The 15,465-nt window shown below is 59.4% G+C and carries 17 protein-coding genes; 6 read left to right on the forward strand and 11 right to left on the reverse strand.

Annotation, left to right across the window (positions count from 1 at the left end; all coding sequences use genetic code 11):
• Window position 1: 1 nt before the first annotated feature.
• The 6 genes from NZ960_02000 to NZ960_02025 form a co-directional block, all read right to left on the reverse strand.
• Window positions 2-598 carry an RNA methyltransferase gene (locus NZ960_02000; protein ID MCS7176389.1) on the reverse strand — a complete coding sequence of 199 codons (597 nt, stop codon included), beginning with the start codon at window positions 596-598 and terminating at the stop codon, window positions 2-4.
• Window positions 595-1,881 (reverse strand): NADH dehydrogenase (quinone) subunit D, encoded by a 1,287-nt coding sequence (gene nuoD, locus NZ960_02005; GenBank protein MCS7176390.1) that lies wholly within the window; start codon window positions 1,879-1,881, stop codon window positions 595-597. The genes NZ960_02000 and nuoD overlap by 4 nt, the downstream gene beginning before the upstream one ends.
• 68 nt (window positions 1,882-1,949) lie before the next feature.
• Window positions 1,950-2,486 carry a dCTP deaminase gene (gene dcd / locus NZ960_02010; GenBank protein MCS7176391.1) on the reverse strand — a complete coding sequence of 179 codons (537 nt, stop codon included), beginning with the start codon at window positions 2,484-2,486 and terminating at the stop codon, window positions 1,950-1,952.
• Window positions 2,487-2,507: 21 nt separating this feature from the next.
• Window positions 2,508-3,908 (reverse strand): NAD(P)(+) transhydrogenase (Re/Si-specific) subunit beta, encoded by a 1,401-nt coding sequence (locus NZ960_02015; GenBank protein MCS7176392.1) that lies wholly within the window; start codon window positions 3,906-3,908, stop codon window positions 2,508-2,510.
• Window positions 3,892-4,200, reverse strand: coding sequence for an NAD(P) transhydrogenase subunit alpha (locus tag NZ960_02020; protein ID MCS7176393.1), 309 nt, complete (start codon window positions 4,198-4,200; stop codon window positions 3,892-3,894). Before NZ960_02020 ends, NZ960_02015 begins: the two co-directional genes overlap by 17 nt.
• A gap of 5 nt (window positions 4,201-4,205) precedes the next feature.
• Window positions 4,206-5,342, reverse strand: a complete 1,137-nt coding sequence (locus NZ960_02025; protein ID MCS7176394.1) for a Re/Si-specific NAD(P)(+) transhydrogenase subunit alpha — start codon at window positions 5,340-5,342, stop codon at window positions 4,206-4,208.
• 396 nt (window positions 5,343-5,738) lie between these two features.
• Between NZ960_02025 and NZ960_02030 the strand changes: the two genes are divergently transcribed.
• The 5 genes from NZ960_02030 to NZ960_02050 all read left to right on the forward strand — a co-directional run bounded on the left by NZ960_02030 (window position 5,739) and on the right by NZ960_02050 (window position 9,556).
• Window positions 5,739-6,455, forward strand: coding sequence for a pirin family protein (locus NZ960_02030; GenBank protein MCS7176395.1), 717 nt, complete (start codon window positions 5,739-5,741; stop codon window positions 6,453-6,455).
• A 202-nt stretch (window positions 6,456-6,657) separates the two neighbouring features.
• Entirely contained in the window at window positions 6,658-7,062 is a 405-nt protein-coding gene (locus NZ960_02035; GenBank protein ID MCS7176396.1) for a DoxX family protein, read from the forward strand.
• Between the two features lie 69 nt (window positions 7,063-7,131).
• Entirely contained in the window at window positions 7,132-7,491 is a 360-nt protein-coding gene (locus tag NZ960_02040; protein ID MCS7176397.1) for a DoxX family protein, read from the forward strand.
• Between the two features lie 57 nt (window positions 7,492-7,548).
• Complete coding sequence (locus NZ960_02045; GenBank protein MCS7176398.1) at window positions 7,549-8,121, forward strand: NAD(P)H-dependent oxidoreductase; 573 nt, start codon at window positions 7,549-7,551, stop codon at window positions 8,119-8,121.
• Window positions 8,111-9,556: a hypothetical protein gene (locus NZ960_02050; protein MCS7176399.1), complete on the forward strand. Its 1,446-nt coding sequence runs from the start codon at window positions 8,111-8,113 to the stop codon at window positions 9,554-9,556. Before NZ960_02045 ends, NZ960_02050 begins: the two co-directional genes overlap by 11 nt.
• A 123-nt stretch (window positions 9,557-9,679) precedes the next feature.
• On the opposite strand, the gene sppA is transcribed toward NZ960_02050, so the two are convergent.
• Complete coding sequence (gene sppA, locus NZ960_02055) at window positions 9,680-11,563, reverse strand: signal peptide peptidase SppA (GenBank protein ID MCS7176400.1); 1,884 nt, start codon at window positions 11,561-11,563, stop codon at window positions 9,680-9,682.
• 82 nt (window positions 11,564-11,645) lie between these two features.
• On the opposite strand from sppA, the gene NZ960_02060 reads away from it, so the two are divergent.
• Window positions 11,646-12,905: an S-adenosylmethionine:tRNA ribosyltransferase-isomerase gene (locus NZ960_02060; protein MCS7176401.1), complete on the forward strand. Its 1,260-nt coding sequence runs from the start codon at window positions 11,646-11,648 to the stop codon at window positions 12,903-12,905.
• Window positions 12,906-12,967: 62 nt separating this feature from the next.
• On the opposite strand, the gene acpS is transcribed toward NZ960_02060, so the two are convergent.
• Genes acpS through NZ960_02080 form a run of 4 tightly spaced genes read right to left on the reverse strand, consistent with a single transcriptional unit; the run spans window position 12,968 to window position 15,367 of the window.
• Window positions 12,968-13,357 carry a holo-ACP synthase gene (acpS, locus tag NZ960_02065; GenBank protein MCS7176402.1) on the reverse strand — a complete coding sequence of 130 codons (390 nt, stop codon included), beginning with the start codon at window positions 13,355-13,357 and terminating at the stop codon, window positions 12,968-12,970.
• Window positions 13,354-14,124 carry an NAD-dependent deacylase gene (locus NZ960_02070; GenBank protein MCS7176403.1) on the reverse strand — a complete coding sequence of 257 codons (771 nt, stop codon included), beginning with the start codon at window positions 14,122-14,124 and terminating at the stop codon, window positions 13,354-13,356. Before NZ960_02070 ends, acpS begins: the two co-directional genes overlap by 4 nt.
• Window positions 14,121-14,390 (reverse strand): hypothetical protein, encoded by a 270-nt coding sequence (locus NZ960_02075; protein MCS7176404.1) that lies wholly within the window; start codon window positions 14,388-14,390, stop codon window positions 14,121-14,123. The genes NZ960_02070 and NZ960_02075 overlap by 4 nt, the downstream gene beginning before the upstream one ends.
• Entirely contained in the window at window positions 14,375-15,367 is a 993-nt protein-coding gene (locus tag NZ960_02080; protein ID MCS7176405.1) for a hypothetical protein, read from the reverse strand. The genes NZ960_02075 and NZ960_02080 overlap by 16 nt, the downstream gene beginning before the upstream one ends.
• Window positions 15,368-15,465 lie beyond the last annotated feature (98 nt).

A 15,465-nucleotide genomic window follows, 5' to 3' on the forward strand; every position in this document is an offset into this window, starting at 1 on the left:
GCTACCGTTGGAGAAACTCTTGGAGTAGCATTTCCCACAGCTCTTGTGGGAGGCGTGGCTGCTCGTACATCCCAGCCAACCAGCGCTGCCGAAAGGCCTCGTAGAGTGCAACGGCGCAGGCAACCGAGATGTTGAGGCTCTGCACCATCCCTACCTGTGGGATCCAGAAGACCCCATCAGCGGCCTCCAGAGCCTCTTCGGAAACCCCGCGATGCTCATTCCCGAAGACCAGAGCTGTCGGTAACGTGAGATTTAGGCTGTAGAGCGAAGGGACCTCTGAGCGGACAGCTGTTGCCCAGATTCGGTAGCCCTGGGAACGGAGTGCAGCATAGCATGTGGCGATATCTCTGTGGCGTCGGAGGATTAGCCACTTATATGCGCTGGCGGATGTTCGATGGCTGATTTCGGGGAAGGGATCTACCGTGTAGACTAAGTAGACCTCCAGGACTCCCACAGCATCGCACGTGCGGAGGACTGCTGAGACGTTGTGGGTGTCATGAACGTTCTCGAGTACGACGGTCAGATCGGGTTGACGACGGTGCAGGACTTCTGCGATCCTATCACGGCGTTGGGCCGTCCGTTCCCGTAGTGGGATCATTTATCAGCTTCGCCCATCACCGGATCGATAGAGCCAATGATAGCAACGACGTCAGCTACCATGGAGCCCTCACAGAGGTATGGCAGTGCCTGCAGGTTGGCCGCCGATGGGGAGCGGATCTTCAGCTTCCAAGGCTGGCCAGTACCGTCGGAGACAATGTAAAAGCCCAACTCGCCTTTCGGACTCTCGATCGCTGTGTATGTCTCGCCTGGTTCAGGCATAGCACCGAAGTTGATGAGCATGAAGTCGTTGATGAGTTCCTCCATGCGCGTGTAGACCCGCTCCTTTGGGGGAAGGACGAAGCGGGGATCGTGGGCCAGAACCTCCCCGGGCGGCATCTTCTCTAGGACTTGCCGTAGGATTTTGACGCTCTCTTTCATCTCCTGGATACGCACCATGTAGCGCGCCCATGAGTCTCCGTCGGGGTAGGTGATGACTTCGAAGTCCAGTTGGTCGTAGACCAAGTATGGCTCATCGCGCCTCAAGTCGCGTGGTACTCCGGAGCCTCGCAGCGATGGGCCCGTCAGTCCGAGCTGGATTGCCTTCTCGGCCGAGATGTACCCAACCCCTGCTAGGCGCTCAATGAAGATGCGGTTGCGGTGTACGACCTTCTCAAAGTAGGCCAGCTCGTGGGGGAACTGGTCCAGCCACTCTCGAATCTTCGCGAAGGCTTCTGGTGGAACGTCGTTCGCAACGCCTCCGATACGGGTGTAGCTCGTTGTGAAACGGGCCCCACAGATGAGCTCGAAGATGTCGTAGAGCTTCTCTCGCTCGCGGAAGGTCCAGAGGAACAGGGTCATTGCGCCAACGTCCATGCAGGTGGCGCCCATTGCCAGCAGGTGCGAGGAGATTCGCGCTAACTCGGCAACCAGGACTCGGATCCACTGGGCTCGTGGTGGAGCTTCGATGCCACAGGCGTTCTCTATCGCCAGCGCAATGGCAACGTTGTTCGACATCGGAGCAATGTAGTCCAGCCGGTCAGTGTGCGGGATGAATTCGTGGTAGGTGATGTTCTCCGCCAGCTTCTCGTAGCCACGGTGGAGGTACCCCAATTCGGGCACGCACTTGACGACCGTCTCCCCATCCAGCCGGAGCAATACTCGCAGGACTCCATGGGTTGCTGGATGCTGTGGCCCCATGTTGAGGACGAGGTCGTTCTCCAGTGGGTCTTCGAAGAGGACACTGACATCGCGGTCCAGCAATTGGCGTAGGATTTTCGCTTGCCGGACTTGCTGCACACGCTCCACGAAGGCGATCTCATCGTGCGGTCGGTGTTCCTTCATTGCAGCTCCGCTTGAGCTCTGACCGCACAAAATTATGCAGCCGATATCCCTTGGCAGCTACCGTAGCGTCAGAGAAAGGCCTTCCACAGCATGGATTCGATCGGGACAGGTTTCTTCTCGCGGTACTTGGAACTCGGGCGGCGATTGTAGGGGTTGAGCACCTCACCTTTGACCTCGAAGTAGATGAGCTGCCCAATCGGCATCCCAGCGTAGATGCGGACAGGCTTCTTGACGGAGATCTCCAAGGTCCAGTAGTTACAGAACCCCACATCTCCCTTGCCAGCAGTGGCGTGGATGTCAATTCCAAGGCGTCCGACGCTGGACTTTCCTTCTAAGAAAGGGACGTGAGCGTGCGTCTCCGTGTACTCCTCAGTGACGCCGAGGTAGAGCATGTTCGGCTGGAGGACATAGCCCTCCTCGGGGATCTCAAAGAGCTCTATCCGATTTGGCTTACGTGCATCCAGCACCTCGTCGACGTATATGCCTAGCACCTTGCCTAGGTGGACGTCGTAGCTGTTTGGTCCCAAGCACTCAGGTCGGAAAGGATCAATCACAATCAGCCCCTTGGCGATGTTCTCCAGGATCTCCTTGTCTGAGAGGATCATGCCCGTTGCTGCTCAGAACCCCTATACACTCTTGAGAGCTTCAGCGACTGCTTCCAGTGAACGGCGGGCGTCACCGAAGAGCATGTAGGTGTTAGGCTGGTAGAACAGCTCGTTCTCAACACCGGCGAACCCAGGGTTCATAGAGCGCTTGAGGACAATGACAGTGCGGGCCCGGTCGACATCCAAGATGGGCATCCCGTAAAGGGGACTGGTTGGGTCCTTGCGGGCGGCTGGATTGACGACGTCGTTAGCGCCGACGACAAGCGCTACGTCCGTGTGCTCGAATTCCGGATTGATGCGTTCCATGTCGTAGAGGAGGTCGTAGGGCACATCGGCCTCTGCGAGGAGTACGTTCATGTGCCCTGGCATTCGGCCAGCGACGGGGTGAATCGCAAATTTCACGTCAATCCCCCGCTGTTGGAGCAGGGTAGCCAGTTTCTTGACAGCGTGCTGGGCTTGGGCGACTGCCATACCGTAGCCTGGGACGATGACGACGGAGCGTGCGTAGCCCATGATGACGGCTGCGTCTTCTGCGGTCGTGGTTCGGACAACGCGGTCAGTAGCAGCTCCCTGAACTACCTCTGCACCGAAGGCTCCGAAGAGCACATTCAGCAATGAGCGGTTCATCGCCATGCACATGATGTTGGTCAGGATGAAGCCCGATGCCCCAACGAGCGTGCCTGCGATGATGAGGAGGTAGTTGTGGAGCACAAATCCTGTGCTCGCGGCGGCCAAGCCGGAGAGGGAGTTCAGGAAGGAGATCACCACCGGCATATCCGCGCCGCCGATCGGGATGACAAGCATAATCCCCAGCACAGCAGAAATGGCCAGCAATGCGTAGAAGAGGCCGGCCAGGGTGGACTCTGCCCATGTCGTCTGCTGTAGCAGTATGAGTACGGCGAGGACTACGATAGCGGCTGCCTGCAGAGCGTTCCAGCCATGGTGGAAGGGTAAGACAATTGGACGGCCGGTGATGAGCTCTTGGAGCTTTGCGAAAGCAATCAGGCTACCGGTAAACGTAACTGTGCCGATGACGACGCTAGCCTCTATCGTCCCAAGCAAGACACCAGAGGCCTGCCCGATACCGTGATGAAGCTGAAGGCGCTCCATTTCAGCGACGGCGACGAGAGCAGAGGCAGCCCCCCCGAAGCCGTTCAGGAGTGCCACCATCTGGGGCATGGCGGTCATGCGGACTGTCAGCGCCATCCCTGCTCCCAGCGCCGAACCTAAGACGACGCCGAGCAGGATCCATTCAAAGCTCACGATGCTGCGGTCCAGCAGTGTGGCGATGATACCTAGGAGCATACCGGATGCTCCGATGAGATTCCCCGATCGAGCTGTTCGGGGGGAGCTCAAGCGCTTGAGCGCTATGATGAACTTTGCTGAGGCGGCCAGGTATGCCAGGTTAATGAGCACCTCCATGGCGCTCCTCCTGGCGTTGTGGGCGGAACATTCGGAGCATTCGGTCGGTCACCAAGAAGCCTCCGACGACGTTAATCATCGCAAAGGTCACCGCTGCCACGCCCAAGAGGATCAGCACTGGGGATTCCCCACGACCGGCAATCAGTAGCGAGCCTACGATGGTAATCCCCGAGATAGCGTTGGAGCCTGACATCAAGGGCGTATGGAGTGTCGGAGGGACTTTGGAAATGACTTCGAAGCCAACGAAGGCTGCCAGTGTGAAGATGAAGATGGAGAAGAGCACCTCGGTCATCTGGGTTATCGCTCTGCTGAGACTGTCTCGTTAGCGAAGGGATAGAGCTGTCCAGCGTGGGTGAGGCAGGTCTGCCGGAGGATTTCGTCCTCGAAGTGGAGCGTAGGACGCCCGTCTTTGGTGAGTAGGCGTAGGAACTGCTCGAAGTTGCGTGCAAGCATCTGGCTGGCGTGGATGGGGATAGTAGCAGGAAGGTTCAGCGGGCCGTAAATAGCCACGCCGTTGTGCTCCTTCCACGCTCCTAACTCGGTCAGCTCGCAGTTCCCGCCAGTTTCCGCTGCCAGATCAATGATGACGCTGCCAGGTTGCATCCGCTCTACCATTTCGGCGGTGATCAGCCGAGGAGCAGGGCGTTCAGGAACGGCCGCCGTGGTGATGACGATATCTGCCCGGGCCACGTAGGTTGCTAAGGCTTCCCGTTGGCGACGCTGGACCTCTTCAGGGAGTTCGCGCGCATAACCGCCGCGTTGTTCAACGGCGTCCACTTCCAGCGTAATCGGCAGGAAGCGGGCACCAAGGCTTTCGACCTGCTCCTTAACGGCGGGACGGATATCGTAAGCCTCTACACGGGCCCCCAACCGACGGGCCGTAGCGATCGCTTGCAAGCCAGCAACTCCAGCCCCAATGACGAGCACCAGTGCCGGTGGGATCGTGCCTGCAGCCGTTACCATCATCGGCAGTAGCTTCCCAAAGCGTTCCGCGGCAACGATGACAGCCTTGTATCCCGCAAGCGAAGCCATAGAGGAGAGCACGTCCATGCCCTGTGCCCGCGAGATTCGGGGTATCCGTTCCAAGCCGAAGCAAGTAACGTTCTGCTTTCGGAGTAGCTCCAGCCGCTCAGGGTAGCGCCAGGCTTGGAGAATACCGATCAAGACCTGTCCCTCTCGCAATTGTGCAATCTCCGCCTCTGTCAGCATGTGGAGGCGCAGGAGGACATCGGCTCGGCCGACTACCTCTGCGGCAGATGGGACTACTTCAGCCCCTGCACTCTGGAAGCTTGCATCGGAATAGTGTGCTCCCTCGCCAGCACCTTGGTGTACGACAACCTTGTAGCCTTGTTGGCACAGTCGCTGGACGACTTCAGGGGTTAGGGCAACTCGTCGCTCGCCGTGTGCCTGTTCCCGTACGATGCCGATTTCCATAGACAGTTGGTCCTCTCTTAGGTATGCCGGCCCAAAATTAGCAAGAGCCGTGTCTCTTCATGAAAGCGGCTCGTGAGGCTGAGGCAGAGAAAGTAAATTTGTGGCCGCTGATGAGCAGTTCCATGGTACATTGCCGGAATCGTGTAGGCACCTTTGAAGCTCACATGCACTTGCTCCTGCTCTAAGAACTTGCCTGCCGAGGAGCATGCTTTGTGCTGAGCTGCAGCGACTCTTAAAGTTGGCCCAGCCAACGGTCTCCTGCTGTACCGAGGCCCTCTTTGCAGCCGACTTCACAGAGGCAGGAAAGCGAAGCTACCATCTAGAGATTCGGTTGAACGCGACAGCGCAGCACTTCTCTTATCCGTTGTGGATATGTCCCCTACATGCTGCCTAGTCGTGATTCGGCGGATTCCCTCAACACGGCGGCACGAAGGCCAAGGGGCCCAAGTGAGGCGGCTCTTCCCAACACTACAGCAACGCACGATTGATCCGTTTGTGCTTTTCGATGAGTTCCATGTCGTACCTCCAGCTCACTTTCCCGACCACTCCCATAGTGGTCTTGAGGTCGTTACCTACCTCATGGAAGGCGGTTTCCGGCATCGTGATAACTTAGGTAACGACAGCACCGTACTGGCCGGTGGAGCACAGCGCTTTACAGCAGGTAGCGGAATCGTACATGCCGAACATCCTGTCGGTGACCGGGTCCATGGTCTCCAGCTCTGGATTGTCTTGCCGCAAGCTCTGAAAGGGATCGAGCCATCATACCAAGCAGTGCCGCAGTTGGCGTGGGAGACACGTGATGGCGTACACCGCTGTTGGATCGTCGGTGGCTCTTCTCCAATCCGGCTTCACACCCCCGTAGAGTATTTTGCTGTGCGCCTCTCTGCGGGCCATCGGTACTGGCATATGCTGCCATCGGGATGGCAGGGGTTTGCCTACGTACTCCAAGGTGAGATCCGGCTCAACGATGTGCCCCTCCGGACTGCTGAAGGGACAGTCATTCGTGGCGAGGAACAGCTCTTCTGCACTGCGGTGCAGGATGCCCGATGGGTGCTAGCAGTAGGAAAGCCGTGGCAGGAGCCGATTCGGTTGTACGGTGGGTCGGTACTGTGAAGATGGTCTCCAGGGATTGCTCAAGGGCATGGAGTGTGGGGATAGAGGAGTTGGGCTCTTCGACAGCTTTGCAACGAACTTCAAGTCTACAAGAGACGCAGATGCGCTGCTCCGGGGAGGGGTTCCTTCTCTTGGGCAAAACATTCTGAAGAGAGCTTCCGAAGGGTTTTTGCGGTATGTCCAACTCATTTGAGGTGCTCCAATGAACGTCCTCGTGCTCATCGGTCGGATTGTGGTTGGCGGGTACTATCTCTACAACGCCCTGAATCATTTGGTCTTCGCCCCAGGCCCACTGTCGGAGTATGCCGCAGCCAAGGGGGTTCCAGCGCCGATGTTGGCCGTTATCGTTTCGGGGTTGCTACTCTTGATCGGCGGCTTGAGTATCCTGCTGGGGGTGTATACCCGCATTGGGGTATTGGCGCTCGTGCTCTTCTTCCTACCGGTGACGTTCTGGATGCATGATTTCTGGGCGATCGAAGATCCGGGGCAGCGAATGATGCAAATGGTTCAGTTCCTCAAGAACCTTGCCCTCATGGGCAGTGCACTGATGTTCTTGGCGATTCCGGAGCCGTGGCCGTACTCTGTAGCACCGAGGAAGCAGACGTAGTGGGTATCTGACCGTCACCGGCGGGCTGAGGGATGGTCGAGGTATTAGTAGTAAGTACTTGGGCGCCTTCTGTTTGGACTGTATTGGCTCTACAATGCCCTCAACCACTTGTTGATTGCACCGAAGGCACTAAGCGAGTACGCAGCATTGCACGGGGTGCCGGCACCGACGCTGGCCGTATACGTCGGCGGGATACTGCTCGCAGTAGGTGGGATAACGATCCTGTCGGGCATGTATGTCCCTGTTGGAGTTGCGGCGTTAGTCGCATTCCTGGGACTGGTCACCTTTTGGATGCACGCCTTCTGGAGGGTACGCGACCCCGTACAGCGAATGGTAGAGTTGACCCAGTTTACGAAGAACATGGCTCTCATCGGAGCAACCCTGCTGCTGTTGGCTATTCCAGAGTCGTGGTGGAAGTTAGCGGATTGAGGCCGTTGGCTGCCTCCGTCGTAGGAACAGAGTCTCGCGGTGTGAGTCGAACTGCACATGATTCACGTGGTGGGCATCGTTGGCAGCTTGCGGCGGGAGTCCTACAATCGGAAGCTGCTGCGGACGGCTCAACAGGTAGCACCGGCCGACATGGAGATTGAGGAGGTGTCGCTCGCAGGGATCCCGCTCTACAACCAGGACGAAGAGGAGCCGGTACCATCGGCGGTGCAGACGCTGAAGGAGCGGATCCGAGCGGCCGACGCGGTCGTCATAGCGACTCCGGAGTACAACCACTCCATTCCTGGGGTACTGAAGAATGCCCTTGACTGGATGTCGCATCCTCCGGCGGAGAATCCGTTCGAGAGAAAGCCTGTCGCAATTATCGGGGCGACGCTTGGGGAGTTCGGCACTCTACGGGCTCAGCTTCACTTACGCCAAGTGCTGTCATACTTGAATGCTGAGGTGCTCGCCAAACCAGAGGTGCTGGTAGCTCGTGTCCGGGAGAAAGTTGGCCAAGATGGACTCATTGTTGACCCAGTAGCACTCCAGCTCCTACAGCAGCTACTGGAGGAGTTGCGGCAGCGAGTGTTGGAGCGACGGTGGCTTTTAATGTCCTTCCATGCGCGCTGAGTCCCTCTTGGGACATGCCGGCGAACTGCTACGTCGGATGGAGCGCTCCCCACAGCCGCCAGACAGCGTTGCTCAGGACTTCTTCCGCCAGCGGACATACTTGGGGAGCAAGGAGCGCCGATTCATTGCAGAGGTGGCGTTCGCTACACTGCGATGCTGGGGAACGCTCGGATGGTGCGTAGCGCGGATTTCCCATCCCTCGGTCCCCAGGGAGCGGCTGCTGGTAGCTGCGATGGGCTACCTTGGGCCGCGGCTGGGAAACCCGCATTTGACTCCTGCTTGTGCCGCAGCTCTCCAAGCCGGTACGGTAGCTCAGCACGAGGAACTCTGGGAGCGGGTTCTGGCTGAGTCGGGATGGAAGGGGCAGGCGCGGCCGTGGCTCGAGGGGTTGTGGCGGGCGCTCTGTAGCTTGGAGCTGGAGGCAGCTAAAGTGCTTCGGCGTCCATGTCTGGAGTGGAGTCCGGAGGCATGGCAACTCATTTCGGCCGTCTGCTCTATTCCCGACTGGATCCTCCAGCGATGGCTCGAGAATCCCTGGTATGGGTGGGAGCCATCGGATGCTGTGCAACTCTGCCGTGCCCTCCTCCAGCCTGCATATCCATGCCTCCGAGTCAACGTTCTCCAGAGCTCGCGGGAAACTGTGCTGCAGTCTCTGAGAGAGCAGGGCATTTCTGCCGTCCCAACCCTATTCTCGCCGGTCGGGATACGGCTGTGGGAGCGCATCGCGCTGCATGAGCTACAGCTCCATCGGAGTGGAGTTGTGGAGGTCCAAGAAGAGGCAAGCCAACTCGTTGGGTATGCCACTGCACCGCAGTCTGATTGGCGGCTTTGGGATGCCTGTGCTGGGGCAGGTGGTAAAGCGCTCCACTTAGCGGTGTTGCAGGGGGATAGAGGTGAGATTTGGGCAACCGACATAGACCACCAACGATTGCAGGCTCTCCGGGTCCGATTGCGGCGAGCCCGTCTCAGTTCGGTGCGTCCTCTTCTTCTCCCTCGAGGGCAGCTACCACGAGCACTCCCGCACCGCTTCCACGCGGTCCTTGTAGACGCTCCATGTTCGGGACTAGGAACGGTTCGCCGTACGCCCACCCTGAAATGGCGTCTGACGCCGGAGGCGCTTGCCCGTCATCAGCGGAGACAGCGAGAACTCATAGAGCGTTACGCCGAGCGTGTCCTTCCAGGGGGCGTGCTAGTCTATGCTACCTGCTCGCTGATGCCGGAGGAGAACTTCGGAGTGGTGCGGTACTTCCTGGAACGTCAGCCAGAATGGGAGCTGGAACCCGTTTCTGAGGTCCTCCGTGCATCAGGGATTCAACTCCCGCAGGCTCCTCCTCAGTTCCCTGAGTGCCTCCTCCTCCCTTCTGTCCATGGCACCGACGGTTTCTTCATCGCCCGCCTCCGCCGTCGGAAGTGGACGGGCATGCCTCAGTCTTAATCTACGGTACACTGGCATACGCCAGCAGCGCTAGAATTTTACAGGGACTGGTTATGATGCAGGGGCCAGTCGTTACTTCTGGTAACTATAGACGAGTGGCGATGAAGGGCGCTCTGGCCCCTTTCAGCGTAGTAGCTCCCACTCTGGTGGCAAAGCCAGCAGTAGGGGCTCACGCTGACTCAATTTCTGGAGCTGGAGTGCGTGCTGTGCAGCGGTGCGGGCTTGCTGGGGTACAAGCTCCAGGAAGGCTTCTTTGAGGCGTGATAGTGCACTGCCGGAGGATCCTCCGCGTAAGGCCTCAAGCAACAGGTCAAGCGGGTCCTTGGGTTCGGGGAACTCTCGGATCGCCACAGGCTGGTCTGGCGGGATTCCCAGGCGGCGCTTAGCGATGTTGATTGCTACGGAGAGTCCTCCGAGGGTGTCCACAAGCCGCTGGCGGTAAGCATCTTCACCACTCCAGACTCGTCCTCGAGCACGCTCGCGCACTTCTTCCAGGCTCATGTTCCGTCGGACGGCGACTTTTTGGAGGAAGAGCTGGTACATCTCGGCACCAAGCTCCCGAAAGCGCTGGAGCTGGGCCTTCGGATAGGGCAAGGATGGGTCAGCGAATAGAGCACCGTCGTTCGATGTGACGGTGTCAACCGTTATACCCAGCTTTCGGATCGCGCCTGAGTAGTTCGGGAGCATAAGGATGACTCCAACAGAGCCGGTAATCGTCGTCGGGTGGGCGATAATCGTATCGCACCCCATGGCGAGGTAGTATCCTCCAGAGGCGGCCACTGGGCCCAGAGAGGCGTAGATAGGCTTGTGCTGGGCAATGCGGCGAAGCTCGGTCCAGATGGCGTCCGAGCCGAGGACGGAGCCCCCGGGGCTGTCTACTCGGAGGATGATCGCAGCGATGTCCTTGTCCTGTTCAGCTTTGCGTAGGGCCTCGATCAGGTCCTCTGCAGCGATAACAGGGGATGAGAAGGGGTTGGATTGGCGGCCAGGCACGATCGGGCCGCTTGCGTAGACGATCGCGATTGCTGGGCGGGAGGGCGCTCGTTTGTGCCAATGCTCCCAAGGCTTCGTGTCACGATAGCGGGCAACGCTGAGCAGCCGTTCCCGCATCTCCAATGTGTCTTTGAGGCCTATTCGGCGGGCTAAGGAGATGAGGAGCTCAGTTTCATGGGCCACTCCGTCGATGAGCCCTGCAGCACGGAGTGAGTCCGGCGTGTGGACTCCTTTGGACAGGAGCCGCTGGAGCTCTGAGGGGGTTATTTTTCGCTGTGCCTCCACGAGTGCAACGAAGCGCCGATACCGCTGCTGCAACAGTTCCAAGAGGTTGCTTCGCGCCGCCGGGCTGAAGGAGCGGCGCACATATGGCTCGCCAGCAGACTTGTACTCTTCGAACTGCTCCACGTGGAAGGAGATACCGAGCTTCTCCAAGAGGCCAGTGAGGAATAGCTCCGAGACGGAGAAGCCGCTCAGCTTGAGTAGCCCTCCTGGTGGCATGAAGATGCTGTCTGCAGCAACAGCGAGCATGAAGTCTCGTTCGTCGCCAGCCTCCATGAAGGCGTAGATGAACTTGCCGCTCTTGCGGAATTCGAGCAAGGCTTCTATGAGCTCTTCTCGCTGTGCCCAGCCCGTACTGCTAAGGCTGAGCCGTAGGTATGCGCCTTTGATGGAGGGGTCAGACTGTGCTATGCGGAGCGCTTCCAGAGTTTCGCGAAAGGTCGCCTGCGGTGGGGCACCGAAGAGCTCCGCTACGGAGCCTTGGCGCCACTCTGGGAGGCTGCCAAGCTCCAGTAGGAGCACTGAGGGCTCGCGATCGCCAGTAGTGATGCTCGGCAGTTTGAGGTCATCTAAGGGTAGCCATCGTGGCAGGAGCAGGCTGAGTAGTACATAAACGGCAGCGAGTCCCGCAACGACGAGTGGGGGTATCCACCACGGTGTCTTGCGGCGCTGTGGAGGAACCTGGGTTGGGAAGTCAGAGTCTCTCTGGCGTGTCGGGAAGTCTGCAGCCATGGGAGGTGCACCGAAAGGAGACCGCCGCGAAAATACAGACCCACAGGGCACGTCGTATGCTGTGCCCATAGGTGGAGGCAGCATGTCGGAGACTCTCCCGCAGGTGCTGCTGGAAGAGTACTTGTACGAGCTCCCGCCGGATCGGATTGCGCAGTATCCGTTGTCAGAGCGAGACCAGTGTCGGCTACTGGTAGCGGAATGTCGTACCCGAACGATTCGGCATCACACCTTCGCTGAACTCCCTGAGCTGCTCCCTGCGGGTACACTGCTCGTGCGCAACGTGACGAAGGTTGTCCATGCTCGCCTATTCCTACGTAAGCCGACGGGAGGAGTAGTAGAGGTGCTGCTGCTACAGCCACTGGAAGGCTCGCCAGAGGCCGGGTTTGCTGCGCATCCGCCTGTGGAGTGGGAGTGTCTGCTGCGGGGTCGCCGATTGCGCCCTGGCACAGAACTAGGGCTAGTGGTGGGAAGGTGGAGGCTCCATGCTCGCCTTCTCGACTATGCTGCCGGACAAGCGAGTATCTGGTTGGATTGGCAGCCTGCAACGGCGACGTTAGCTGAGCTCCTCCAAGAGCTGGGACGAGTTCCGCTGCCACCGTACTTGCGGCGGGAGGATGAAGCAGCCGACCGGGAGCTCTACCAGACCGTCTACGCTAGTGTGCCGGGGTCAGTCGCCGCTCCAACGGCGGGACTGCACTTCACGGAGACTCTCTTCCAGCGGCTCAAGCAGGCAGGGATCGAGATTGCGGACGTATGCCTCCACGTCGGCATGGACACCTTCAAACCCGTTCGGGTGTCGGACGCCCGCCAGCACAAGATGCACAGTGAGTTTTTGAGTGTCGCAGATTCCACGCTTCGGGTGTTGCGAGAGTTCTTCCGCCATCCTGACCGGCAGTGGCTCGTTGCTGTAGGGACTACCTCTGTACGGACGCTGGAGACACTCTACTGGCATGGGGTTCGCCTCTTCGTTCGGAGAGACTCTGAGCTTTGGGCTTCCCCAACTCTGCAGCTGCCTCAGTGGGAACCGTACGACCTCCTTCGCGGACCACTCCCCCCACCAGCCGACGCATTCGAGGCCATCCTAGAGTGGATGCAGCACCATGGCATCGGGCAGCTCCAGGGGACGACGGAGCTGATGATCATGCCTGGCTACCGCTACCAGCTCTGTGATGCCATCATCACGAACTTCCACCAGCCGCGGAGCACGCTCCTCCTGTTGGTGGGAGCTTTCGTGGGAGAATTTTGGCGCGATATCTACGCTGAAGCCCTCGCTCAGGGCTACCGGTTCCTCAGCTACGGGGATGCTTCCCTCCTCATCTGCCCGCGGCAACTTCCACGATAGCGTCTGCCCGTGGCAACTTTACAGCACTGGGTGTGAAACTAGCGCTAAAGGGCAGAGTCCACCTAGGTCCGGCTGTGGTCTTCCAATTCGGCTACGACAACCGCCACAGCATGCGTTGCCGTGTGCGACAGCGACACGTGGAAGCAGTAGCCGCTATAGCGGCGTGCTAGTTCGCCTCCAAGCAAGAGCTCCGGTTCACCCAGTTGGCCGTTGACGACGGAAATCGCATTCCACAGGCACGGAGGGCGCATCCCTGTTCGGATGGCTTTGCTGAAGGCCTCCTTGGCAGCAAATCGGGCAGCGTAGTGAAGGGCACGTCGCTGGCCAAAGCGGTCGCAGTACTGGCGCTCCACGTCCGTGAAGATGCGGCGAAGGAAGCGTTCGCCGTAGCGTTCTATTGCGGCCTCTATGCGGCGGACCTCAACGATATCAACGCCGATGCCGACGATCATCCTGCCTTCGAGAGCTTTTGACGGCATTCGCAGAGCCGGCGGAGGAGCTCTGGCAGAACAGTTGCTGCGGAGCCGCGGAGAGCGATGTCGGCAGCAGGTGTTAGCTCCGTTGGGTTGGGGTTCACTTCTATCACCGTTGCTCCCGCCAGTTTCGCCTGCCAGACGAGCCCTGCCGCTGGGTAGACCTCCCCTGAGGTGCCAATCGAGAGTAATACGTCGCAGCGAGCGACTGCTTGCTCCGCTTCAGCGAAGACGTCCTCCGGCAAGAGCTCCCCAAACCAGACTACAGACGGGCGGATCCGACCACCGCAGTGGGGACAAGTAGGAGCTCTTTCTTCGGGCAGATTCGGTGCCTCGTAAGGCCGGCCACAGCGATGGCAGTGGTTCCGCAGGATAGAGCCGTGGAGCTCCAGCACCCGGCGGCTCCCGGCACGTTGGTGGAGTTGGTCAATGTTCTGCGTGACGACCGTGAACTCCTCGAAGTGCGGCTCCATAGCCGCTAAGGCGTAATGCCCAGGATTGGGTTCAGCAGCAGCGATGACGCGGCGGCGGTGCTGGTACCATGCCCATACGCGGTCTGGGTTCCGTTCGAAGGCTTCTGGAGTCGCAAGCTCTTCCGGTCGGAACTGCTCCCAAAGTCCTCCAGGGTCGCGGAAAGTAGGAATACCGCTCTCGGCGGAGATTCCCGCACCGGTAAAGGCAACCACTCTACGAGCTTGGCAGAGTCTTTCAGCAGCCCGCTGATATGCCGTACCGTCGGCGCTCATCGTCGCATGTTACAAGTGCCACCGGGTGCCAAGAGCAGCAAGTCTCCTGCTCGAGTGCCTCGATCGGCAAGAGTGTCGGTGCGGAGGTACTCGAAGTTCTGCGTCAGGTTGTAGAGCCCTAAGGAGTCTACGTCAGCACTGAGCTGAAGCTGTTCGGCAAGCTGCCCGAGAAAATCCTGGATGGGATGCTGAGCCGGTAGCTGCAGGCGTAGAATCTGTCCGGAGAAGGCCCGGCACACGAAGACCTCAATTACGGCTGCTGCCATAGGAGCTGACCAACCAGTTTCCGGACTGCTCGCCGAAACTCCAGCACAGAGTCGTCGTGCACCTTGGTGTCCGCGGCTGCGATGAGCTCTGGAGCGATCGCTTGGCCGACTCGGGAGAGCCGGTAGAGCTCCATCCGGAGGTGGGCTCCCTCGCTCGTTCGCTGGAATGAGCCGGCAAGGAGGTACTCTACGCCCATGTTGGCCAGCAGCTCCAGCTCTAAGGCTGTCGGCGGATTGTAGTTCTCGGGCTCACGGAGTCGGCCGAGGGCATAGATGGAGTCGCGCGTGTCGATGTCACAGACGACGAAGCGGGGATGGTGGCGGGCGGTGTCAATTGCATTGAGCACGGCATCGTAGGAGCTGACGACCTTCTGCCGGAAGAGCTGCCATGGTGGTAGTCCCGGCTCTTCGCTGTAGCTGATGCTGCTGACCGCCAGTAACGGAGCTGGATAGACCCGTAACGGGGGCTCGTGGGTAGCGTACAGTGTGCTGTCGCCGACGCAGAGGGCAAATGCTCGCTGGGTTGCTTCTAAGAGTGCCGGGTCGTAGAGGGGCTCTCCTGAGCCGACTCTCGCGTATCGAGCCAGCGCGTAACCGACGCCGCGGCTTTCGGACTCATACTCCGGCGCCCATCGCAGCACGACCTCTACGCGGACCAGGTGGACGAAGCGCTCTGCCAGAGCAAAGCAGATAGCGGTGCATCCTAGACGTTGCGCCACAGCCCGTACTGTCGGTGCCAGCCCTTCACGCTGAAGGGCTTCGATGACCGAGTCTCGCTGTAGTGCAGGGACGACGGTGTATCGGCCGGAGACCTCCACAGCGAGCGTAATGGCAGCCTCTAACTTCTGTGTGCCGAAACCAGCAAAGCCAGTGCCGAGTCGGGCCTGAGCAATGAGGATCGCTGGCGGCAAGATGGAGTCGTTTGCCCGGCACAGGGTTCCCGGCAGTGCACCAAGAGCAAGAACGAGGAACCACATTGGTCCTACCGTACGCTCTCAGCAGAGCACAGACGCCGGAGGAGCAGAGGCCAGTGTAACGGCTTGTTCTTAAACGGTTTAGCACTGCTCGGCGTCTA

It is taken from the genome of Candidatus Kapaibacterium sp. (assembly GCA_025059875.1).
Classification (GTDB): domain Bacteria; phylum Bacteroidota; class Ignavibacteria; order Kapaibacteriales; family HRBIN21; genus HRBIN21.